The organism is Bacillus sp. PK6-025 (assembly GCF_056530265.1).
Genome location: NZ_CP096509.1, coordinates 3,514,807 through 3,535,347, shown reverse-complemented (window position 1 = coordinate 3,535,347; position 20,541 = coordinate 3,514,807). Strand labels below are relative to the sequence as shown.

Genomic DNA, 20,541 nt, shown 5'->3' with positions numbered 1-20,541 from the left:
TTCAGTTGAAAATCTCCTTTTCAGAATCTCATATACAGACCTGTGTCGATTATAGTATAATAATTCCGAAATTAGGACACGAATGAGTCAGAAAGGCGCTGCCCAGAAGCGGCTAATAGGGGAGCCGGCGAGAGAGCCCCCGCGAGCAGTTCGGCGGGCCGGGAGCGATCAACCGCAAGCCGGAATAACCGCCTGGATGATGACCGCGTTATCTGCGAAGACAGATGCGGTATAAGCGATGTGCTCTTTTTTTGTACGTTCCTGGTTTACTGCATCTTTACTGAGTAGAGATGTTTTTATTTTATCCCGAGGAGGAAGCAGAATGAAGAAGTTAGGGCTTTTATTGCTGTCACTGCTGTTGGCCGCCGGCGTTCTTAGCGGCTGCGGTCAAGCGCAAAAGCCGGCAGAACAGCAAAAACAGGAGAAGGCGGCTGAAGCGTTTCCGGTCACCATAAAAGATGCTTCAGGACAAGAGGTCAAAATTGAAAAAGAACCGAAGAAAATCGTCTCTCTGATGCCGAGCAATACCGAAATTACATACGCCCTTGGCCTGGGGAAGAAAGTCGTCGGCGTGACGGATTTTGATACATATCCAAAAGAAGTGAAAAACGTTGAAAAAATCGGGGGCATGGAATTCAACACAGAAAAAATCATTTCGTTAAATCCCGACTTGGTCTTGGCCCACGCATCGAGCATGCAGAGTGCCAAAGAAGGGCTAAAGCAGCTGGAGGATGCAGGAATTACGGTGGTGACCGTGAATGATGCGGCCTCTTTTAAAGAGGCGTACCAGTCCATCGAAATGATCGGAAAAGCTGCCGGTGCAGAGGATCAAGCGGCAAGCCTGATCAAGGGCATGAAATCTGACCTGGCTGACATAAAAGAAAAAGCTGCCGGCATATCTAAAGACGATCAAAAGAAAGTATTTGTCGAAGTGTCTCCGGCTCCGGACATTTATACGACCGGAAAAGGCACCTTTATGGATGAAATGCTTGAAGCGATCCATGCGGAAAATGCCGCTTCCGCGCAGAAAGGCTGGACCAAAATAACGGAAGAAGCGATCGTCAAGCTGAATCCCGATGCGATCGTGACGACAAACGGTAAATCCGCAGTCAGCGAAATTAAAAAACGAAGCGGCTGGAACGGTGTAAAAGCGGTCAAAAATAACGAAGTATACGACGTGGACCCTGACCTCGTGACCCGTCCGGGGCCGCGATTGATCAAAGGGGTCGAAGAGCTTGCTGAACATATTTACCCTGACGTTTTTAAAAAATAACCGCTTCGCGGCATATGCCTTCAGCCTGATGTTTCTGTCGGCATCTGTTCTTATGGGAATCTCTATCGGATCTTTGGAGATTCCCATTCCTTCTATTATCAAGGTTTTTTTGAACGAATGGTTTGGTATTCAAGGGTTAAATCCCGATCCGACAGAGGCGAACATCATCATGAAAATCAGACTGCCGAGGGTGGTGCTGGCCGCTCTTGTCGGCGCGGGGCTTGCTGCTGCGGGAGCCGGGTTTCAGGGGCTCTTGAAAAACCCGCTCGCAGATCCGTATACGCTCGGCATTTCGTCAGGCGCGGCCGTCGGTGCAGTGGTCACGCTGTTTTTTGGGATTCAGCTGCCGGTGATCGGAAGTTTTACACTGCCGTTTTTAAGCGTTGCCGCGGCCGTTGTCGTGATTTTTTTGGTTTTGTTCTTTGCGCGGCTCGTACACCCTTCATTGACCCTGTCTGCTTTGATTTTGACAGGAATCATCTTCAGTTCTTTTTTGGGTGCGCTTATTTCTCTCATGATCGCATTGACCGGCGATGATTTAAAACCGATCGTCCACTGGCTGCTCGGCAGTGTATCGATGAGAGGCTGGGGTTATATCGCGCTGTTTCTGCCCTTTTTTGCGGTTGGTGCTGCCGCGCTTTTGATCAGCGGGAGAGAACTGAATGTGATGACTTATGGCGAGGAAAAAGCGAGGCTCCTCGGTGTGAATGTGAAGCGAAGTAAGTATGTCGTTCTGTTGGCGGGAGCTATTTTAACTGGCAGTGCGGTTGCTGTGTCTGGAACCATTGGCTTTGTCGGTCTCGTCATTCCGCATTTTATCCGGCTTTTCTCTATTACGGATCACCGTCATCTTCTGCCGCTCTCGATGCTGAACGGTGCTTCGTTCCTTGTGCTGTCAGATCTTTTGTCGAGAACCATCATTGAGCCGTCCGAGCTGCCGATCGGTATTATTACCGCACTGATAGGAGCGCCTGTTTTCGGGTTTATTTTGATTCGGCGCTACCGGGGAGGGCGAATTCATGATTGATGTCATCCGTGTGTCCGGCGGCTACGGAAAAACGGATGTCTTACAGGACATCAGCTTTGCTGTAAAGCCGGGTGAATTTTTAGGAATTCTTGGTCCGAACGGCAGCGGAAAAACTACTTTGCTGAAAATGTTGTCGGGAACAATCGCGCCTCGAAGCGGCGAGGTGCTGCTTGAATGCCGTTCAGTCGGGGCGTACCAAACGAAAGAGCTCGCTCGCAAAATGGCGGTCCTTCCTCAAAAAACGGAGCAGGCCTTTTCCTTTACGGTGGAGGAAACGGTACAGTTTGGCCGCTACGCGTATCAATCAGGCCTTTTTCGGCAGCTGACAGCGGAAGACCATGATATCGTGAAGAGGGTGATGAAGCAGACAGACACGCTTCGTTTCGCTCAAAAATCCATTCATGAGCTGAGCGGCGGAGAGCAGCAGCGGGTGTATTTAGCACAGGCACTTGCCCAGGAACCCGAATATTTGCTGCTTGATGAACCGACGAGTTTTCTCGATTTGTCATTTCAAAAGAGTCTGCTTGATTTAATGAAACAAGAAACGGCTGCATCCAAACTCGCAGTGGTCGGGGTGTTTCATGATGTGAATATTGCGAGTTTATACTGTGACCGCCTGCTGTTGTTGAAAGATGGAAAGGCGGAAGTTCTTGACCGCCCGGAAGCCGCCCTTTCTGCCGAGGGTATCGGAAGAGTGTATGATACGGGCATCACAGCGCTGGACCATCCTCAGCGTGCAAATCCGCAGTTTACGATCAAGGCGAAAACCATCCCGGAGAAAACCGAGCCCCTCTTTTTAAAAGAGCGGATTGAACAATATTTGCCGCATGGCATCGCATTTTCGGCAGACCGCCCGCTGCGTCTTCTGTCCTCTGAAACAGGCTTTGCATGGAGACGAAAGCTTGTCTTCGCAAGCGGAAACAACTCTGGATTGCCGCATGACCTGTCAGCCTATGAACAGGAAACGCTGTTTATCCAACATGATGCTGAATTGGCTGACTGTCATATTGTGTCGGAAAAGGGTGATCTTTGCATCGTCGGTATGAAAGATACGGCGGGGCGTTTGATCATATGGGTGTTAGTTGACGGCTGTTTGCAAGATGGTCAATTTGTAACGGCGATAAGTGCTGCAGCAAATGCCGCAGCCGAGCACCATATTCCGTGCAGCGATGTGCTTGTAGCGGCCACTCAATCCGGCCGGTCAGCGTATCAAACTGCCTTTTTTACAGAAATTCAAAATAAAACAGCGGCTTGTGTGAAAGTTTTAAAAGGTTAAATTTGGGCCTGTCTTTGGACAGGTTTTTTATTGTTTTAAAACGCATCAGCTGAAGGTGAGGTTTCATTCTTTTGTCCCGAATTCGAAAAAATGTGTTGTTAAATGAATCATAACACCTTTATAATAAAATTTGTGAAAGCGTTTTACTATTTAAATGTTTAAAAATGCAACAGAGGAGGCGAGATCACTTGAAAGTAGAGGGGATTATCCCTGCCATACTGACACCGCTTACAAAAGAACAGGCTTTTCATGCGGGCGCAGCCGAAAAGCTGGTGAATGATCTTATTGATTCAGGCGTCCATGGCATTTTTGCTTTAGGGACAAATGGCGAATTTCATTTATTCTCGCAAGAGGAAAAGCTTCAAATTGCTGAAACAGTTGTAAAAGCGGTTAATAAACGAGTGCCTGTTTTCATCGGGGCAGGAGAAAACAGTACTGAGGCGACCATTTCCTTATCCAATCAAATGGCGGATATCGGAGCGGATGTTCTTTCGATTATTACGCCATACTTTGTCGCACCTTCGCAGGAGGAATTGTATCAGCACTTCCGCACGGTCTCTGAAAATGTCACGCTTCCTGTCCTGCTCTACAACATTCCGTCGAGAACAGGCGTATCATTGGAGCCCGAAACGGTTGAAAGGCTTGCGGCATTGCCGAACATTATCGGCATTAAGGACAGCAGCGGCAGCTTCGCCAATATTAAGGCGTATCTTGAGCGTACAAAAGAACAGTCCTTTTCCGTCCTGGCAGGAACTGATTCATTGATTTTAGACACATTGAAGGCGGGTGGAACAGGTGCTGTAGCTGCCACAGCCAATGTGCTTCCGCAAACCGTTGTTTCAATCTATGAATCTTTTAAACAAGGAAACATTGAAGAGAGCGAGCGCTATCAACAGCAGCTGCAACCGCTTCGTGATACGTTTTCACTCGGTTCACTGCCGGCACCGCTAAAAAAAGCAGCAGAGCTTGCCGGCATTGCCGTCGGGCCGCCTAAAAGTCCGATTGCAGAGCTGTCGGGAGAGCCGCTGCTAAAAGTAAAAAAGATGCTCGAAGGCTACGGAATTGAAGTAAAAATGGCAAAGGAGCAGTGAGGTTATGAAGACGCTTTATCATTTTCAAACGGCAGCCCGAATTGAGGCTGGTGCACATTCACTCAATTTGCTTGGCGATCACTTAGATCAGACCGGCTTGAATCAGATTCGTTCGGTGTTTATTTTAACTCAGCCGTCGATCGTTTCTCTCGGCTATGCAGACCAAATGAAAGAGGTGCTGGCCGAAAAAGGCATCTCAAGTGAAATTAACACCGATATACAGCCGGAGCCGACGGAACAAAATATCGAAGAGGTTTTTCAGCTTTTTTCTGAAGGAGGCCATGACGCGATTCTAGGAATTGGCGGAGGCAGTGTGCTAGATGCGGCTAAAATCCTCTCTGTTCTGAAAACAAATGAAAAACCGATTTCTGCTTTGATTGGCACGAATCTTGTTGAAAAGCCCGGCGTTCCGCTTGTGCTGATTCCGACAACATCCGGAACAGGGTCAGAGGTGACGCCGAATGCGATTGTGACGTTCCCGGAGAAAGAATTAAAGATTGGTATGGTCAGTCCCTATCTGCTGCCGTCGGTTGTGATTTTAGATCCGGTTTTGACGACCGGTCTTCCAAAAGCGATCACAGCTGCAACCGGAATGGATGCATTTACACACGCACTCGAATCCTATATTTCCAACAAAGCAAACCCATTCAGCGACATGTTTGCGCTTGAATCTATGAGACTGATTTCCTCCAGTATTCAGGAGGCCTACCATCATGGAGATAATCTGGAAGCGAGAGAAAAAATGCTCATTGGCGCCATGTATGGCGGAATGGCCTTGACAAGCGCAGGAACAGCGGCGGTTCATGCGATGGCTTACCCGCTCGGGGGAAAATACAAAATTTCGCACGGGGTGGCCAATTCAATGCTGCTTCCGCATGTAACGGCCTTCAATGCGGATCATGTGATTGACCGTCTTTCGGATGTGGCTGGCGTGATTGGAATTGAACCAAAGGGTTCGAAGGCAAGTCAAGCAGAGCGGGTCATACGGAAAATTGAAGAGTGGACCGCTGATTTGAACATTCCGCAAAATTTAAAGACATTCGGGGTATCAAAAGAGGATGTTCCATCGCTTGCAGAGGCGGCAGCCGACGTCAAACGGCTCATGGATAACAATCCAAAGCCGATGTCCATTGCGGAGATTGAAGCCGTCTATTTGAAATTGCTGGATATGTAGGTCGGGATCTGTACATGGTTTTCACCATGAGCCTGTAAATGGCTCACAAACAAAGGGGGAGTTTGGGTGGATGTCTTAAGCGGTTCGATCATAACGTTTATTTTGGTAGTGATTGTGGTTTACATTCTTTTTACGACGTGGCTGACGATGCGGTTTCGCAGTAAATCAAGTTCGGAATTCAACAATGCTGCCAAAACGCTGCCGGCGATTGTTGTCGGCATTCTGCTGATGAGTGAATTCATCGGCACCAAATCGACAATTGGGACCGCTGAATCAGCTTATACACATGGTTTAGCGGCTTCATGGTCGATTGTAACGGTCTCGATTGCATTTTTTATTTTTTCCTACTTCTTAGCCGGGAAATTTTATAAAACAGGCCAATATACGATCTCCGGCATTATTAGTGAAAAGTTTGGCCGTTCGACCAAGCTAGTCGTTTCTATCATTATGATTGTAGCCCTTTTACTTGTGAATCTTGGAAACTATTTAAGCGGATCGGCGGCAATTTCGTCTATTTTAGGTTTGCCGCTGATGACGTGTGCGATCATTACAGCGATTGTCAGCACCTTTTATTTTACGTTTGGCGGAATGAAGGGCGTTGCCTGGGTGACGATTTTGCATTCTCTTGTTAAATATGCTGGGGTTCTGATCACTTTAGGGGTTGCCCTCTATTTGACAAAAGGCTGGGAGCCGATGACGCAGCAGTTGCCGGAGCATTTCTTCACTTGGGACGGCAGCATCGGATGGGGGACAATCGGCGCCTGGTTTATCGGCAACATGGGGGCGATTTTCGCGACTCAGTTTATTATACAGGCTATTACATCATCGAAAAGTGAGAAAGATGCAAAGAAGTCGACGCTGTATGCAGCGCTGCTTTGTCTGCCGCTTGCGATTGCCATTGGAGTCATCGGCGTTGCTGCACGGTATTTGTACCCGGATATTGATCCAATTTACGCATTCCCGGTGTTTATGCAGCACATGAATCCTGTGCTGAGCGCGGTTGTGGCGACATCCCTTGTGGCGTCTATTTTCGTCGGCGTTTCGACGGTTGCGCTGGCGACAACGACGCTGATCATTGATGATTTTTATGTGCCGAAAGCAAACCCGACACCGGAACAGCGCATGAAAATCACGAGATATGTTTCGATTATCATCGGTTTTATTCCGCTGCTCGGCGTTGCGCTGGCGCCTGAATTGTTAACGCTTTCTTTCTTTACGAGGGCGCTTCGGACATCAATTGCCGTTGTGGCGGCGATGGGCTTTTATTTGCCATATTTCAATTCAAACCGCGGAGCAACAATTGGTCTGGCGCTTTCAGGTATTACGACGACGGTATGGTATTTACTGGACAATCCGTTTGGCATCGATAACATGTACATCGCCATCATTGTCCCGTTTATTGTGCTCGTATTAGACCGTCTGATCAGCTCGCCTGCGAAAAAAGAGTCAAATGTGGAGGAGGAATTGTGATGAAACAAAGTGAAACTTCCCTGCCGATAGATGGGCGCATCAGAGAAAATAAAACTGACCCGGCCAGAAAGGATGCGTTTTTGCCGACAGACTGCCCGCAAAACCATGCAGCCAACCTGCTGGAGCTGGATAATGGTGATCTGTTGTGCGTCTGGTTTGGGGGAACGCAGGAAGGCATTCCTGATATATCGATTTACATGTCAAGGCTTGAAAGAGGAAGCGATGAGTGGACACAGGCAGAAAAGCTGTCAGATGATCCTTCCCGCTCCGAACAAAATCCTGTGCTTTTTCAAGAGCCTGACGGCCGGCTTTGGCTTATGTATACGGCACAGCTTTCCGGCAATCAGGATACAGCGATTGTCAGATACCGGACTTCAGACGATAGAGGCCGGACATGGAGTAAGATTGACACGTTGTTTGCCGAAGCCGGGACTTTTATCCGCCAGCCGCTCATTGTTCTGGATAACGGCGATTGGCTGCTGCCTGTCTTTTACTGCATCACCTTGCCGGGCGTGAAATGGACTGGAAACCGTGACATCAGCGCGGTGAAAATTTCGTCTGATAAAGGCAAGACGTGGGAGGAAGTGAAGGTGCCGGGCAGTACCGGCTGTGTTCATATGAATATTGAAAAACTGCGAGACGGCACATTGCTTGCGCTGTTTAGAAGCCGTTTTGCAGACTCGATTTATTCGAGCCGCTCTATTGATAACGGCCGCACCTGGTCAGAGCCTGAGCCGACGGAGCTGCCGAACAACAACTCCTCCATTCAATTTACAGCGCTTCAAGATGGGACGCTTGCTCTCGTATACAATCATATGAATGCGAATGAAACGACCGAAAGAAGAGCATCTTTATACGATGAAATTGAGGAGGATGATGATACAAAAACAGGTGTTGACACAGAAGCGCGGCCTGCCTTCTGGGGAGCTCCGAGGGCGCCGATGACATTGGCCCTTTCACAGGACGGCGGCATCACATGGCCTGTCAAAAGAAACATCGAAGTCGGCGATGGTTATGCGATGACGAACAACTCAAAAGACAAGCTCAACCGCGAATTTTCCTATCCGTCGATCAAGCAGGGGAAAGACGGTGATCTGCATATTGCCTTTACGTACTACCGTCAGGCGATTAAATATGTACGTGTTCCGCAAACGTGGGCCTTTGCCGGTCAAGAATAAAGCCGTTTGAGCGCGCAGCACTTGATGGAATGAAGGGTATATCATTTATGATTTAAGTTCGAGAGGCTGTCCCAATCGTTTGAAGGGACTCCCTCGTGATGTGAAACGGGTGTACACGACAATTCAATTGGCGTATGACACGCTCATTCGCGCAGGCATTCCGCAGCCGAAAATCTCCGTATGCGGCATGACCCCCCATGGCAGTGAGAATGGTTTGTTTGGACATGGAGAAGGAGAAGAGAAAATTGTTCCTGGCGTTGACCGCAGGCATTCGGTCCGCTGCCCGCTGGCACGCTTTTCTTCAGAGCAGTGAGAGGCGACTTTGATATAGTGGTGGCGATGTATGACGATCCAGGACACGGTCCGCTTGGCCTTAAGGCCGGTGTGAGCATTACAGTCGGCCTGCCGATGATCCGTACGAGTGTTGACCATGGAACAGCCTTTGGATAATGAGGGAACCGGCAAAGCTGATCCTGCGAGTTTAGAAGAAGCAGTGAGACAGGCGATCGTGCTGTCCGTCCGGTCCGCTTGAGCGGCATATATATAAAAGAAGAGCCTTCCAGTTAAGGAGGCTCTTCTTTTTAGTTCATGTAGGTCCCGCCGTTAATATTAATGGTTTCGCCCGTTATAAAATCAGATTGATCAGAGGCTAGGAAGGCGACAACGTTTGCGACATGCTCGGGTGAGCCGATCATTTTCAGCGGAATCCGCTCAATGACAGCTGCGCGATACTCCTCGCTCCACTGCTTGCTCATATCCGTTTCAATCGGTCCCGGGCAGACGGCGTTGACATAAATGCGGTGTGCAGCGAGCTCCTTTGCCAAATGCATCGTTAAATAGTTGATGCCTGCTTTCGATGCACCGTAAGCAGGAGAGGCATTGTGATGCGGTGTTTTGCTCGTCGTTGAGCTCATGTTTACAATTTTTCCGCCGCCCTGCGTGATCATCTCCGGGATGACAGCCTGACACATGAGAAAGGTGCCGGTTAAATTTAAATCTATCACTCTTTTCCACTCTTCAAGCGATGTATCAATGGTTGTTTTCCGCAAATTAATGCCCGCATTGTTGACCAAAATATCGATCCGCCCAAACTGCTGTTTTGCTTCAGCTATGAGAAGCGAGGCTGTTTCTGGCAAACTGGCATCACCTGCAACATAAGAAGCGCGCTTTCTCTCAGTATTCAATTGTGTGCACAGGGACTTGAGCAATTCTTCGTTTGTCCCGTTGATGACGACATTTGCCCCTTTATCCGCAAGCGTCTCTGCAACAGCTTTGCCGATGCCGCGGCTTGCACCGGTAATAATCGCCGTTTGCTGATTCAATTCCATCCTCATCCCACCTGTCTTTGAATAAAACCGTTTTCATGTCTATTATAAAATTGAGTGTTTCTTTATTCAACAAAACTTTATTTCGATAATTGCTATTCGTTTTTTTTGTTTCATAATGGAACAATTCCTGCAGCCGTTAGAAACAGGGTATACTATAGAAACAAGTAATAAAGAAGGGAGAATGAAATGAAACTATACACAAAAACAGGCGATAAGGGAAAAACGAGTTTAATTGGCGGAAAGGCGGATAAAGATCATCTTAGAGTGGAAGCGTACGGCACATTGGATGAAGCAAACAGTTTCATCGGGCTGGCTCAGTCTTATTTAAAAGCAGAAGAAGCGCTGTTTCAAGATGTTCTGTCAGAGTTGACCGCCATCCAGCATGAGCTGTTCGACTGCGGCACTGATTTGGCGTATGTCAATGTTCAGGAAGAAGGCAAGCTCAAGACTGAATCAATCACCATGCTTGAAGAACGAATTGATGCCTATGTCGAGGAAGCGCCGCGGCTGACCAAGTTTATTCTTCCGGGCGGAACAGAAGCGGCATCATTTTTGCATGCGGCGAGAACGGTCATCAGAAGAGCTGAACGAAAGATTGTCGCTTTGGCCAAAGAAGAAGACATTCCGCCGCTTGCGCTGCCATACGTCAACCGGCTGTCCGATTATTTATTTGCGGCGGCGCGCATTGTCAATCACCGGCTCGGGGAAGTGGATGTCGAATATGAACGAAGCGCTGATGTATTCCGGACAAAGAAAAACTCATGAATGAGAAATCCGCCAATCGTTATCGAACAGAAATGGGCCGATTGATCAAATCAAGCCGTTTTCCGGCAGGGGAAAACGGCTTTTTGTCGTAAACCTTTAAGTAAGCGTTTTCAAAGAGAGGGAGTGTTCAAGTGGTTAATCGGGAGGCAGCTGCTATAAGGCTGACGGTTTCGAAGGATGGAGACGGCGAATTTCAAACCATTCAAGAGGCGATCGAAGCTTTGCCTGAGTACAGTCGGGAACAGAAAGTGATATTCATTAAAAAAGGAGTTTACAAAGAAGTCGTTCATATTCCGGCTACAAAGCCGTTTGTGAAGCTGATCGGCGAAGATCGTTACGAGACTGTGATTACGTATGACAACTATGCCGGAAAAGAAAAGGAAGGAGGAGGGAAATACGGCACGACCGGAAGTTCAAGCGTGTTTATTTATGCGGATCATGTTGAAGCTGAAAATCTGACGTTTGAAAACTCGTTCGACCGCACGAAAGTCGATACGACCGATACACAAGCGGTGGCGGTTTATGCGAAAGGAAACAGGATGACGTTCAAACATGTCAGGTTTATAGGCAGACAAGATACACTGTTTGTCAATGACGGTACACAATATTTTTATCAATGCTATATAGAAGGCGATGTCGATTTCATTTTCGGAGGAGCAAGAGCAGTGTTTGAAGAGTGCCAGATCCATAGCGCTGACCGCGGGTCCGCTACCAATAACGGTTATGTAACAGCTGCGAGCACGCATATCGCAAAGCCGTTCGGTTTATTGATGACAAACTGCAGACTGACAAGCGATGCCGCAGATGGAACGGTATACCTCGGGCGCCCTTGGCATCCGGGAGGAGACCCCGACGCCATCGCCAGTGTACTATATCACCGCTGCGATTTAGGCGCACACATCAAGCCTGAAGGATGGACGGATATGTCGGGCTTTTCGGCAGCCGATGCCAGATTGTATGAATACGAGAATACGGGTCCTGGTGCGATATCACATGAGGATCGAAAGCAGCTTGCCGATCATGAGGCTGAGAAATGGACAATTGAAAACGTATTGGACGGCTGGAATCCTAAAGTTGAATCATAGCAAGGCAACGTGCAGAAAGACCGCTCTCTGGCTGAGATGAGCGGTCTTTTTATGCGAGCGGGTCCGATTTGCAGTACGACTAGGGTCGTACTGCAAAATCAATCTGTGACTCGTTTTGTCGAAGCCTGAAATTGACTATAGTAAAGACATGAACGAGAAAGGAGGAGCAAATATGAATATAAATGGAAAGTCCATCATCGGCTTTTTTCTAATCCTTTTTGGCGTCTCCCTGTTTTTCGGCGGAGGCCATTTCGGCGGATTGGTTACAGGTGCTATTGGAGCATTGCTTCTATTCTATTCCGTGAAAAAATGGAAGGAAGGGCGCCAGTTTGCCGCGGTACTGGCCGCGATCTTCGGCATCATGTTTTTGGGAGGGTCATTGCCGTTTCTGATCGGCATCGCGGTTGCTGCAGCGATGGTTTATTTCGGATGGAAAATGATGAAGCAGGATGACAAACAGAATGACATCCTTTATTCAGAGAAAACGGAGCCTTCTGCAGCTTCATATGACACAGGCTTTGATGCAGAGTGGGAAGACTTTTTGAAAAAGAATAAATAATATTTTAGGAGGACGAGATCATGGCTTTAAAAAGAATCAGAGACATGTTTGTCGCATCAGTAAATGAAGGATTGGATAAACTTGAGAACCCCCGGGTGATGCTGAATCAATACGTACGCGACATGGAAAGTGATATCGCTAAGGCGAAGCATACCATTGTCAAGCAGCAGACAATTGAACATAGTTTTAAAGGAAAAGTGGAAGAAGCCGAAAAGCTTGCTGTCAAGCGAAGAAACCAGGCTCAGCTCGCTTTTGATGCGGGTGAAGAAGAACTTGCTAAAAAGGCGCTCTCAGAAATGAAGTATTTTGAAGAAAAAGCTGCCGAATATAAGGACGCTCACCAGCACGCGAAAAAGCAGCTTGCCGAATTAAAGGAACAGCTTGAGACACTCGAAATTAAACTGCGCGATGTCAAAGACCGCAAGCATGCGCTGATCGCCAGGGCAAACGCGGTAAAAGCGAAAGAACATATGAATGCATCATTTAATAAAATCGACAGCGAAAGCGCCTACCGGGAATTTATGAGAATGGAAAACCGCATTGAAGAGATGGAAACAAAGGCGAACAGCTATGCTGAATTATCCGCTTCATCAAGCAGCCCATTCGGCCGCCTTGAATATGCAAAAGAGGTAGAAGAAGAGCTGGAAAAAATGAGGGCTAAAAAGACAGGCTTGGAAAAGCAGACGCCTGCGGGAAATGCGTAAACGAATAGGGGCTCTCATAGGCCCCTTATGCAATTTTTGATTTCTTTCATAGATCATTTTCCTTATAATAAGGAGCATACACTTACTAGCCGAAAGGGTAATCCAAATGAAAAAAACGGTTGGAAAACTGCTGATTATCGCCGGCATTCTTATCCTTGCCGGGATGATGTTGAATGGGCGCGAAGGCTTTTCATTCTTCGGCTTCGATGACGAGTCAGCCCGCACATATCATGCACAGGGAAAAGACATCGATAAAATTGACATTGATGCAAAGAGCATAACAGTCAACATTCAAGCTGAAAACCGCGATGATATAAAAGCTGAGATTTCGGGAAAAAACGTCCGGCTTGATTCGTCTGAACAGGGGCGTACACTCCGGCTTTCCGCTGATTCGAAGGGCTTTTGGCCGTTTTTCTGGAGTAAAAAAGAGCTGATTGTCAAGATTCCTTCTGAATATAAAGAAGATCTGGCGATTTCTTCGGGAAGCGGAAATGTCAAACTGTCCGGCGGCGGTCTGCATTTGCGAAATGTAGCCTTGAAGTCGGGAAGCGGCAGCCTCAAGGCCGATGATCTTCAGGCGGTAGACCTTTCTGTAAAAGGGACCTCGGGGTCGGTCAGGCTGGAAAACGTTCAAACCACAGAAGGCGACATCCGCTCCACATCCGGTCATACAAAACTTGAAAATGTCACCGGCAGACTGAGCATCAAACAGACTTCAGGCAATTTGCGCGCTTCTTTTACAGAGATCAATGATCCTCTGAGCATCAAACAAACATCCGGAAACACCAAGCTTAAACTTCCCGATGATGCCGACATCAGTCTTAAAGCCGAGTCGACAAGCGGAAACATCAGTCATTCCTATTCATTTGATCAAGTTGCCAATGAAAAGCGGACACTGACTGGAAAAAAAGGAAATGGAAAAAATAAAATCGACATCTCCATCACGAGCGGGAATGTCTCAATTGAGTAATCAACAAAAAGAAAGGGGGCTCGAGTCAGCATGCGACTTACTAAAAACCAGCTGATCGGACTGATCATCGTACTCTTCGGAATCAGCATATTTTTGCAAAACAGCGGGCTTGGAGACGCGTTATTCTGGCCGCTCGCTTTTCTTTTTGCCGGTTATTTTCTCCATAAATATTCCCGCCGCTGGCTCGGGTCTGTCATGTATATCTTTGCGGGCTTTCTGCTGCTGAAGGACATCTTCAGCATTACATTCAGCCTGTTCGGCTTCTTCTTTGCCGCATTCTTAATTTATGCGGGGTACCGGCTGGTGACAAATCAGCCGGTATTTGATCGCCATAAGCCGAAAGGCAGGGAGAAGGAAAAGACGGATTCCAAGCCGCTTCAGGAGAAGAACAGCCCGGGACAGCGCAGCTTTTTTTTCGGTGATGTAAAATTGATGAAAACACCTTTTGACTTAAATGACTTGAATATCTCCGGGTTTATCGGTGACGTGAAAATCGATTTGTCAAAAGCGATTATTTCAGAGGGTGAAAACACCATCGTCATCACGGGGTTGATCGGAGATGTCGATATTTACATCCCGTCCGACCTTGAAGTGTCCATCAGCTCCTCTGCGTTCATTGGAGACATTGACGTTATCGGCGGCCGAAAAAGCGGCATCGGCAATCAAATCTATACCGAGACAGAGAATTACGAGCAGTCGGCACGACGGGTCAAAATTTCGATTTCGCTGTTTATCGGCGATGTGGATGTGCGGTTCATATGAGAACGAACAGGCTTGCAAACATTCAATGGCGCGCCGTCCGCTTATCCCTAGGTGTCAGCTTTACGATTTTTCTTGCTGTATTGGGCTTTATGCTGTTTTACTACCAGCTGGATCCGAGGGTGCTTATCGTTTCCAGGTGGTTCGGAATTCCGTTTATCGCGCTTCTCGCATTGATCAGCGCAGCTGTCGGATTCGGCTCAGGTTATATGTTCGGCAATCAGCTGAAAAAACGGCTTGAAAAGCTGATCGAATCCATTCTAAAGTACGAAAACGGCAACTTTGCCTACCGGATTCCGTCGCTTGGAGACGATGAGATCGGACTGGCCGCCGACCAGCTCAATGAGATGGCCAAACGGATCGAAAGACAGGTCGCCTCTTTGCAAAAGCTGTCCAACGAGAGAGCGGAATGGCAGGATCAAATGAAAAAATCGGTGATCTCTGAAGAGCGGCAGCGTCTTGCGCGCGAATTGCATGATGCGGTGAGCCAGCAGCTGTTTGCGATTTCCATGATGACTTCGGCGGTATTGGAGGGGATCGATGCTGCCGCTGACGAAAAGCTCGCTCAAAGGCTGAAAATGGTCGAAAAAATGGCGGCCGACGCCCAGAATGAAATGAGGTCGCTGCTTTTGCATTTACGACCTGTTACCCTTGAAGGGAAAGGTTTAAAAGAAGGGCTTGCAGATCTTTTGAAAGAATTTAAAGCGAAACAGTCGGTCGACATCGATTGGGAGATCGAGGATGCAGGCAAACTTCCGAAAGGTGTGGAAGACCACCTGTTCAGGATCGTTCAAGAAGCGCTCTCAAACGTGTTCCGGCATTCAAAAGCGACAAAAGTCACCGTCAGACTGCTGCTCAGGAACAAGCAGCTCCAGTTGAAAGTCATTGACAACGGTGAAGGATTTATGATGGACGCCGTCAAAACATCTTCATACGGGCTGAACTCGATCAAGGAAAGGGCCAGCGAAGTCGGAGGAGTGGCCGAAATCATTTCATTTACGGGAAAAGGAACACAGGTTGATGTAAAGGTTCCGATTTTTGAACAACAAAAAGGAGAGGCTTAAAAGGTGATTCGAGTATTGTTAATTGATGATCATGAAATGGTGAGAATGGGGCTGGCCGCTTTCCTGGAATCCCAGCCTGATATTGAAGTGATTGGAGAAGCATCAGACGGGAAGCGCGGCGTTGAATTGGCGCTTGAAACCAAACCCGACGTGATTTTGATGGATCTTGTGATGGAAGGGATGGACGGAATTGAGGCCACGAAAGAAATTTGCCGGCAGCTTGCCGATCCGAAAATTATCGTTCTGACGAGCTTCGTTGATGATGACAAGGTCTATCCGGTCATCGAAGCCGGAGCGCTCAGCTATTTGCTGAAAACGTCGAAAGCGAGTGAAATCGCCGATGCGATCAGGGCTGCGAGCGTTGGAGAACCAAAGCTTGAAGCCAAAGTCGCAGGAAAAGTGTTGTCCAAGCTGAGACATTCAGCCGGCGAACAGCCCCTTCATCAATCGCTGACAGCGAGAGAATTGGAAATTCTCAAGCTTGTAGCAGAAGGCAAAACGAACAAAGATATTGCCGAAGAATTATTTATCACCATTAAAACAGTTAAAACGCATGTGACAAACATCCTTTCCAAGCTTGAAGTCGACGACCGGACACAAGCCGCAGTCTACGCCCACCGAAATAAACTTGTCGACTGACAAAACAAAAAACAGCTTTCTCAAGAAAGCCGTTTTTCAGCCGTTCCAATATTTTCGGTCCTCATCTGCAGGAAGAGTGAATGAATCTGTTTCAACCGTGCGGGCGGTAAGTTGGGCGGTCTCGTTTTCCTCGCGTGCATGTTCGCCCGCTGTGCCGTTTTGGCAAATGATGCCGAGCCGCTCGGTTACTATGGCATTGTGCTTCTCCTGCAAGTCGATCAATTTGCCGATGCCTAGCAAAATGAATCCGCCGATGAAGCAAAAAAACGGAGTGGTGAGGTATGTGCCGATCGTAAAGAAAAGCATCGACTGCGAATCCTCCATAAACGGATCATAAGCGACATCGCTGATAATGAATCCGGACAAAATGACGGCCGCTGCAATCAAAAAAATGCCTGTCATGTGCAATATCCGCTTCAAGCTCATCACCCTTTCACACACATTTTATCAGAAAAACGGGCCGCTAGCTGCTTTTTGTCGCACCTTTTGTCCCAAAGTCCTGAATTGTCGCTTTAATGTGAAAGTCGATATCGGCTTCGCTGAAGTGTTTATCCCAATTGGATCTGTCTCTTTCCCATTCCTTCGGAAAAGTGATTCGGGCATTGTCGGAAAGATCGGTGACGTCCGTTTTGATTTCGTGCTGCAGGACATGGATCAGGCGTTCAACCCGCTTTTCGATGTCTCTTTGAACCGATTTCTCAATATTTTTAATGTATTGATCATTAAAAGAATCCTCCCCAAGATACCAGTCTTCTGACAGCCTTCCTTTAATATTGGCATTGATGACAAATTTGTACTTTCCGTTCTGCCTCATCGCCCGAACGCGGTGTGTCATCGAAAACACTTCATACGAGAATAAATGGCCATCATGCTTTGAGTCGATCACCCCTCCGTTTACATGGCCCGTTAATAAATTCAGCGCTTCGATCTGAGGAGGCGAAAGGTTTGCATGATATTTGTTGTTTTTGATCACGGCGCCTCCTTCAAGCTGCAGCTGCCCCTTTTCGACGACAACCTTCGGCATGATAAAAGACAAATCGGACTGCAATTTGATTGAAATGTCGCCCAATGTAACAGGATCGAGCAGCTTGATCGTTGATGCTCTGTTTTCAGAGATGTTGTGGATCACGTCAGACGCGGGATCTCCGGCATCATCAATCTTCAAAATGCTGCCGGCCGCCCCGGGCGTCATATAGACCTCACTGCTCCTTCTGATGCTGTTGTCCCGGATAAACTGATTGATCAACGCTTCCAAAGAAATATCGGATACAAGATCCTCCGAGAAAATCAGGACTTGCAGATGCTGCGAGAATACCGGGAAATTTTTCAAAGCGGTGGAACGGATGGTTTGATGAACCGTATTTCCAGAAGTGGACACCACTTTGGTCGGATCCTGAGCGCTGCCGTCTTGTCCGATCTTTTTAGGAACGAGAAACTGATACGTCAATTTCACCTTTTTATCATCCTCACCTTTATCGAGGGCAAGGCCGATGGCGATGCTGAGTTTTTCAATCTGCCTGCTGTCCCAGCAGCCTGTTAAAAGGAGAAGCAGGGACAAGACTGCTAACATTCCCTTTTTTTTCACGAAGACGTAAACCTCCTTTTGACGGACACGAGCAAAAAGATCAGCAGCGGGAGCGCACAGAAGACAACGATAAAGATATACCCGAGGAAATCGCTGAAGGCGCTGACCTGGTTGGCGTCCCGCGGAACAAGAGATGCCAGATAAACAATGGCGCCGACAAAGAGGACGTTTTTTTTCACAGGCCATCCGAATACGTTTTCAAGTCCTGAGGCGGCAAAGTACGTATAGACGACAAATGTTGTGAAAAACTGGATCGTCCAAATGACGAGCAAAAAAGATTCGAACCTTTCGATGAAAATCCCTCTTATCTCAAAAGACTGAAATAACGAGATCGTCGGCCATGTCATTGTCATAACCTCAGTCGCTGTCAGCGCCCCGACAACGACCGTGAAGGTGAGAATATATAAGAAGAGCGGGATCCCAAATCCGATCGCGGATGCTTTAAAGAGCTTTTCTTTGTTTTTAATGTATTTCGGCAGAAACATCATCAGCTCCACCCCTAAAAATGAAATGGAAACCACCGTCAAAGCTCTGCTGACCGGCTCCAATCCAAGGCCGAGAACCGGACGCAAATGGTTCAGCTGAAACATATTCATGCTCAGTCCGTAAACGATGAGAAGAACGACGATCGTAATGGACAGAAAGAACGGAAATAGCTTGGACATATCGCTGATACCGCCGATGACCAAATAAATTGCACAAACGATAAAAGCAAAAATTGTCACGCCCATTGGTGTGAACTGAAGAAGGAAAAACTTTGCCATTTCAGCCATTGCCCTTGCTTCAAAGCTGGCCACGCCCATGAAGTATAAAACGATTAAAAGGTTGAGAATATTCCCGATCATAAAGCCGCAGCCTTCTCTTGTGTAATCAAAAAAAGACAGGACGTTGTGCTTTTTAACGATTTTGGCATTGATGTAGATAATGAGAAAAAAGACGAGCCCCTCTACGATCAATACGATCCATCCATCTGGCGACAGCGTCTTTTGCGTCAGCGCCCTCGGCAGCGTTAGCAGGCCTGCCCCGAGCATTGTGCTCGTAATGATCGAAGCGGCTTCATATGTGCTAATCCGATCGTGCTGATTTCTTGGAACCATTTTCAGGGTTCACCTCCCGGTCTTTTGTTGGCAGACGAATGATGGCTTCATCGGTATGTTTTAAGCTGAAAAAATGGTTCGGGTTAAAATACGGGATGCCGAAGCTCCTTTGCCTGACCAAATGAGTGAAGATGACGAGCATGCATAATATGATCCCGTAAAGTCCGAACACGGATGCAGCTATCATGGAAATAAACCGCAGCACGCGAAACGACAGGCCCATGCCGTACTGCGGCACAGTAAATGACGCAAGGGCGATAATGCTGACGATGATTACCATCACGGAGCTGACGATATTGGCTTCGACCGCCGCCTGGCCGATGACGACTCCTCCCACGAGGCCGATTGTCTGGCCGAGCGGATTGGGAAGCCGCAGTCCTGCTTCCCTTAAGAGTTCGATCGTTACTTCCATAATCATCGCTTCAAGGAGCGGCGGAAACGGCACATTTTCGCGCGTGCTTGCAATCGTAACAGCGAGTGCTGTCGGCAGCATCCCTTGATGAAAAGACACAAGCGAAATATAAAACGCCGACAGGAACAAGGTGATGAAAATCGAGCTGAACCGGAGAAATCTAATTAAGGTCGCGGCGATCCACCTCTCATAAAAATCGTCCGGGGACTGCATCACCATTCCGAAAGAAGCGGGAACGATCAGGGCAAATGGCGAGTAATCGACAAAGATGGCGATCCGTCCATTAAACAGCGCTGAAGAAACCTTGTCAGGCCTTTCGGTGTTCTGAATCTGCGGGAACGGCGAGTACTTATTATCCTCGATTAATTCTTCAAGAACGCCGGTATCCTGAATGTCATCCAGCCGAACCTTCTTGAGGCGTTTTTTTAGATCTTTAATGACCGAATCGTCCGCTTTGCCCTGGATATAGATAATGGTCGCGTCTTTAAACTTGTTCTTGCCGATCGGTATTTTTTCCACGGTCAGTTCTTGATCCGGGACACGCTGCCTGACCAGGGCCACATTTGTATCGACATCCTCGATAAAGCCGATTTTCGGGCCTCTGACGACGTTTTCCGTATCTACGACTCCAAGACTTCTTTTCTTTTTCTCAGATGTTGGCAGCGCAAAAATAACATTCATGCCATTGATCAAGAGCAGGCACTTTCCTTTGAATATCGCGTTGATGGCGTCTTTTTCTTTTGTAACGGGTTCCGCATTCAGCTTATTTAAACGGAGACGGACATCCTCCAGTGAATAAGAGCTGTCATCCGAGACCAGCAATTTCGCCGCTTTTTGGATTTTCTTATCATCATTCAAATCTTTAAAGTACAAAAAGTAAAAAATGATTCCGTTTTTCAGCATTTTTTTGTTTTGAATCAGATCATCGTTGTGCTCAAGATGGGGAAGAAGAATTGCGAGATTCTCATGGATGTGTTCCTTGAATTCCGACTGAGTCATGATCGTCACCTGCCTGGTGTTTCTGGAATTTGATATAGGTTATCTTTTCCTGTTAAAAAAACAATATACTGTGTTACAGTAGTGTT

20 protein-coding genes and 1 pseudogene are annotated in these 20,541 nt (G+C 47.5%); 16 read left to right on the top strand and 5 right to left on the bottom strand.

Annotation, left to right across the window (positions count from 1 at the left end; genetic code table 11):
* Nucleotides 1-322 precede the first annotated feature (322 nt).
* From M1D67_RS18200 to M1D67_RS18165, 8 genes and pseudogenes are all read left to right on the top strand, one after another.
* Nucleotides 323-1,273 (top strand): ABC transporter substrate-binding protein, encoded by a 951-nt coding sequence (locus M1D67_RS18200; protein WP_023856248.1) that lies wholly within the window; start codon nucleotides 323-325, stop codon nucleotides 1,271-1,273.
* Nucleotides 1,236-2,300: a FecCD family ABC transporter permease gene (locus M1D67_RS18195; protein ID WP_026580097.1), complete on the top strand. Its 1,065-nt coding sequence runs from the start codon at nucleotides 1,236-1,238 to the stop codon at nucleotides 2,298-2,300. The genes M1D67_RS18200 and M1D67_RS18195 overlap by 38 nt, the downstream gene beginning before the upstream one ends.
* Nucleotides 2,293-3,576 carry an ABC transporter ATP-binding protein gene (locus M1D67_RS18190; RefSeq protein WP_020452909.1) on the top strand — a complete coding sequence of 428 codons (1,284 nt, stop codon included), beginning with the start codon at nucleotides 2,293-2,295 and terminating at the stop codon, nucleotides 3,574-3,576. Before M1D67_RS18195 ends, M1D67_RS18190 begins: the two co-directional genes overlap by 8 nt.
* A 188-nt stretch (nucleotides 3,577-3,764) precedes the next feature.
* Complete coding sequence (gene dapA, locus M1D67_RS18185; protein WP_020452908.1) at nucleotides 3,765-4,667, top strand: 4-hydroxy-tetrahydrodipicolinate synthase; 903 nt, start codon at nucleotides 3,765-3,767, stop codon at nucleotides 4,665-4,667.
* Nucleotides 4,668-4,671: 4 nt separating this feature from the next.
* Nucleotides 4,672-5,841 carry an iron-containing alcohol dehydrogenase gene (locus M1D67_RS18180; protein WP_023856244.1) on the top strand — a complete coding sequence of 390 codons (1,170 nt, stop codon included), beginning with the start codon at nucleotides 4,672-4,674 and terminating at the stop codon, nucleotides 5,839-5,841.
* Nucleotides 5,842-5,907: 66 nt separating this feature from the next.
* On the top strand, nucleotides 5,908-7,311 hold the full coding sequence (locus tag M1D67_RS18175) for a sodium:solute symporter family protein (RefSeq protein ID WP_095292281.1): 1,404 nt from the start codon (nucleotides 5,908-5,910) through the stop codon (nucleotides 7,309-7,311).
* Nucleotides 7,311-8,489 (top strand): sialidase family protein, encoded by a 1,179-nt coding sequence (locus tag M1D67_RS18170; RefSeq protein ID WP_321828261.1) that lies wholly within the window; start codon nucleotides 7,311-7,313, stop codon nucleotides 8,487-8,489. The genes M1D67_RS18175 and M1D67_RS18170 overlap by 1 nt, the downstream gene beginning before the upstream one ends.
* Nucleotides 8,490-8,592: 103 nt before the next feature.
* A pseudogene (locus M1D67_RS18165) lies at nucleotides 8,593-9,021 on the top strand (4-hydroxythreonine-4-phosphate dehydrogenase PdxA); the annotation flags it as partial.
* A gap of 49 nt (nucleotides 9,022-9,070) precedes the next feature.
* On the opposite strand, the gene M1D67_RS18160 reads toward M1D67_RS18165, so the two are convergent.
* Nucleotides 9,071-9,817 (bottom strand): SDR family NAD(P)-dependent oxidoreductase, encoded by a 747-nt coding sequence (locus tag M1D67_RS18160; protein WP_101561487.1) that lies wholly within the window; start codon nucleotides 9,815-9,817, stop codon nucleotides 9,071-9,073.
* Between the two features lie 186 nt (nucleotides 9,818-10,003).
* On the opposite strand from M1D67_RS18160, the gene M1D67_RS18155 reads away from it, so the two are divergent.
* From M1D67_RS18155 to liaR, 8 genes are all read left to right on the top strand, one after another.
* A complete protein-coding gene (locus M1D67_RS18155) occupies nucleotides 10,004-10,582 on the top strand; it encodes a cob(I)yrinic acid a,c-diamide adenosyltransferase (RefSeq protein WP_101561488.1) in 579 nt (192 codons plus the stop codon).
* A 131-nt stretch (nucleotides 10,583-10,713) separates the two neighbouring features.
* A complete protein-coding gene (locus tag M1D67_RS18150; protein WP_479831426.1) occupies nucleotides 10,714-11,667 on the top strand; it encodes a pectinesterase family protein in 954 nt (317 codons plus the stop codon).
* A 172-nt stretch (nucleotides 11,668-11,839) separates the two neighbouring features.
* Nucleotides 11,840-12,226, top strand: coding sequence for a protein liaI (locus M1D67_RS18145; protein WP_023856236.1), 387 nt, complete (start codon nucleotides 11,840-11,842; stop codon nucleotides 12,224-12,226).
* 20 nt (nucleotides 12,227-12,246) lie between these two features.
* A complete protein-coding gene (gene liaH, locus M1D67_RS18140; RefSeq protein WP_023856235.1) occupies nucleotides 12,247-12,930 on the top strand; it encodes a stress responsive protein LiaH in 684 nt (227 codons plus the stop codon).
* A 106-nt stretch (nucleotides 12,931-13,036) separates the two neighbouring features.
* Complete coding sequence (liaG, locus tag M1D67_RS18135) at nucleotides 13,037-13,900, top strand: LiaG family protein (protein WP_101561490.1); 864 nt, start codon at nucleotides 13,037-13,039, stop codon at nucleotides 13,898-13,900.
* Nucleotides 13,901-13,930: 30 nt separating this feature from the next.
* A complete protein-coding gene (liaF, locus tag M1D67_RS18130) occupies nucleotides 13,931-14,662 on the top strand; it encodes a cell wall-active antibiotics response protein LiaF (protein ID WP_130569246.1) in 732 nt (243 codons plus the stop codon).
* Nucleotides 14,659-15,723, top strand: coding sequence for a two-component system sensor histidine kinase LiaS (gene liaS / locus M1D67_RS18125; protein ID WP_479831425.1), 1,065 nt, complete (start codon nucleotides 14,659-14,661; stop codon nucleotides 15,721-15,723). Before liaF ends, liaS begins: the two co-directional genes overlap by 4 nt.
* Nucleotides 15,724-15,726: 3 nt before the next feature.
* The gene (gene liaR / locus M1D67_RS18120; protein WP_023856231.1) at nucleotides 15,727-16,362 is read left to right on the top strand and encodes a two-component system response regulator LiaR; all 636 of its coding nucleotides are present in this window, start codon (nucleotides 15,727-15,729) and stop codon (nucleotides 16,360-16,362) included.
* 36 nt (nucleotides 16,363-16,398) lie between these two features.
* On the opposite strand, the gene M1D67_RS18115 is transcribed toward liaR, so the two are convergent.
* Genes M1D67_RS18115 through M1D67_RS18100 form a run of 4 tightly spaced genes read right to left on the bottom strand, consistent with a single transcriptional unit; the run spans nucleotide 16,399 to nucleotide 20,455 of the window.
* Nucleotides 16,399-16,782 (bottom strand): hypothetical protein, encoded by a 384-nt coding sequence (locus M1D67_RS18115; RefSeq protein WP_130569244.1) that lies wholly within the window; start codon nucleotides 16,780-16,782, stop codon nucleotides 16,399-16,401.
* 43 nt (nucleotides 16,783-16,825) lie between these two features.
* Nucleotides 16,826-17,947, bottom strand: coding sequence for a Ger(x)C family spore germination protein (locus M1D67_RS18110; protein ID WP_026580092.1), 1,122 nt, complete (start codon nucleotides 17,945-17,947; stop codon nucleotides 16,826-16,828).
* On the bottom strand, nucleotides 17,944-19,044 hold the full coding sequence (locus M1D67_RS18105; protein WP_144498898.1) for an endospore germination permease: 1,101 nt from the start codon (nucleotides 19,042-19,044) through the stop codon (nucleotides 17,944-17,946). Before M1D67_RS18105 ends, M1D67_RS18110 begins: the two co-directional genes overlap by 4 nt.
* The gene (locus tag M1D67_RS18100) at nucleotides 19,013-20,455 is read right to left on the bottom strand and encodes a spore germination protein (RefSeq protein ID WP_095292308.1); all 1,443 of its coding nucleotides are present in this window, start codon (nucleotides 20,453-20,455) and stop codon (nucleotides 19,013-19,015) included. Before M1D67_RS18100 ends, M1D67_RS18105 begins: the two co-directional genes overlap by 32 nt.
* Nucleotides 20,456-20,541 lie beyond the last annotated feature (86 nt).

Excerpts from the sequence above, each read along its gene's own strand:
- M1D67_RS18200 (WP_023856248.1), top strand. The coding sequence starts at position 323 with ATGAAGAAGTTAGGGCTTTTATTGCTGTCACTGCTGTTGGCCGCCGGC.
- M1D67_RS18190 (WP_020452909.1), top strand. The coding sequence starts at position 2,293 with ATGATTGATGTCATCCGTGTGTCCGGCGGCTACGGAAAAACGGATGTC.
- M1D67_RS18180 (WP_023856244.1), top strand. The coding sequence starts at position 4,672 with ATGAAGACGCTTTATCATTTTCAAACGGCAGCCCGAATTGAGGCTGGT.
- M1D67_RS18170 (WP_321828261.1), top strand. The coding sequence starts at position 7,311 with ATGAAACAAAGTGAAACTTCCCTGCCGATAGATGGGCGCATCAGAGAA.
- M1D67_RS18160 (WP_101561487.1), bottom strand. The coding sequence starts at position 9,817 with ATGGAATTGAATCAGCAAACGGCGATTATTACCGGTGCAAGCCGCGGC.
- M1D67_RS18155 (WP_101561488.1), top strand. The coding sequence starts at position 10,004 with ATGAAACTATACACAAAAACAGGCGATAAGGGAAAAACGAGTTTAATT.
- M1D67_RS18145 (WP_023856236.1), top strand. The coding sequence starts at position 11,840 with ATGAATATAAATGGAAAGTCCATCATCGGCTTTTTTCTAATCCTTTTT.
- liaH (WP_023856235.1), top strand. The coding sequence starts at position 12,247 with ATGGCTTTAAAAAGAATCAGAGACATGTTTGTCGCATCAGTAAATGAA.
- liaG (WP_101561490.1), top strand. The coding sequence starts at position 13,037 with ATGAAAAAAACGGTTGGAAAACTGCTGATTATCGCCGGCATTCTTATC.
- liaF (WP_130569246.1), top strand. The coding sequence starts at position 13,931 with ATGCGACTTACTAAAAACCAGCTGATCGGACTGATCATCGTACTCTTC.
- liaS (WP_479831425.1), top strand. The coding sequence starts at position 14,659 with ATGAGAACGAACAGGCTTGCAAACATTCAATGGCGCGCCGTCCGCTTA.
- M1D67_RS18105 (WP_144498898.1), bottom strand. The coding sequence starts at position 19,044 with ATGGTTCCAAGAAATCAGCACGATCGGATTAGCACATATGAAGCCGCT.
- M1D67_RS18100 (WP_095292308.1), bottom strand. The coding sequence starts at position 20,455 with ATGACTCAGTCGGAATTCAAGGAACACATCCATGAGAATCTCGCAATT.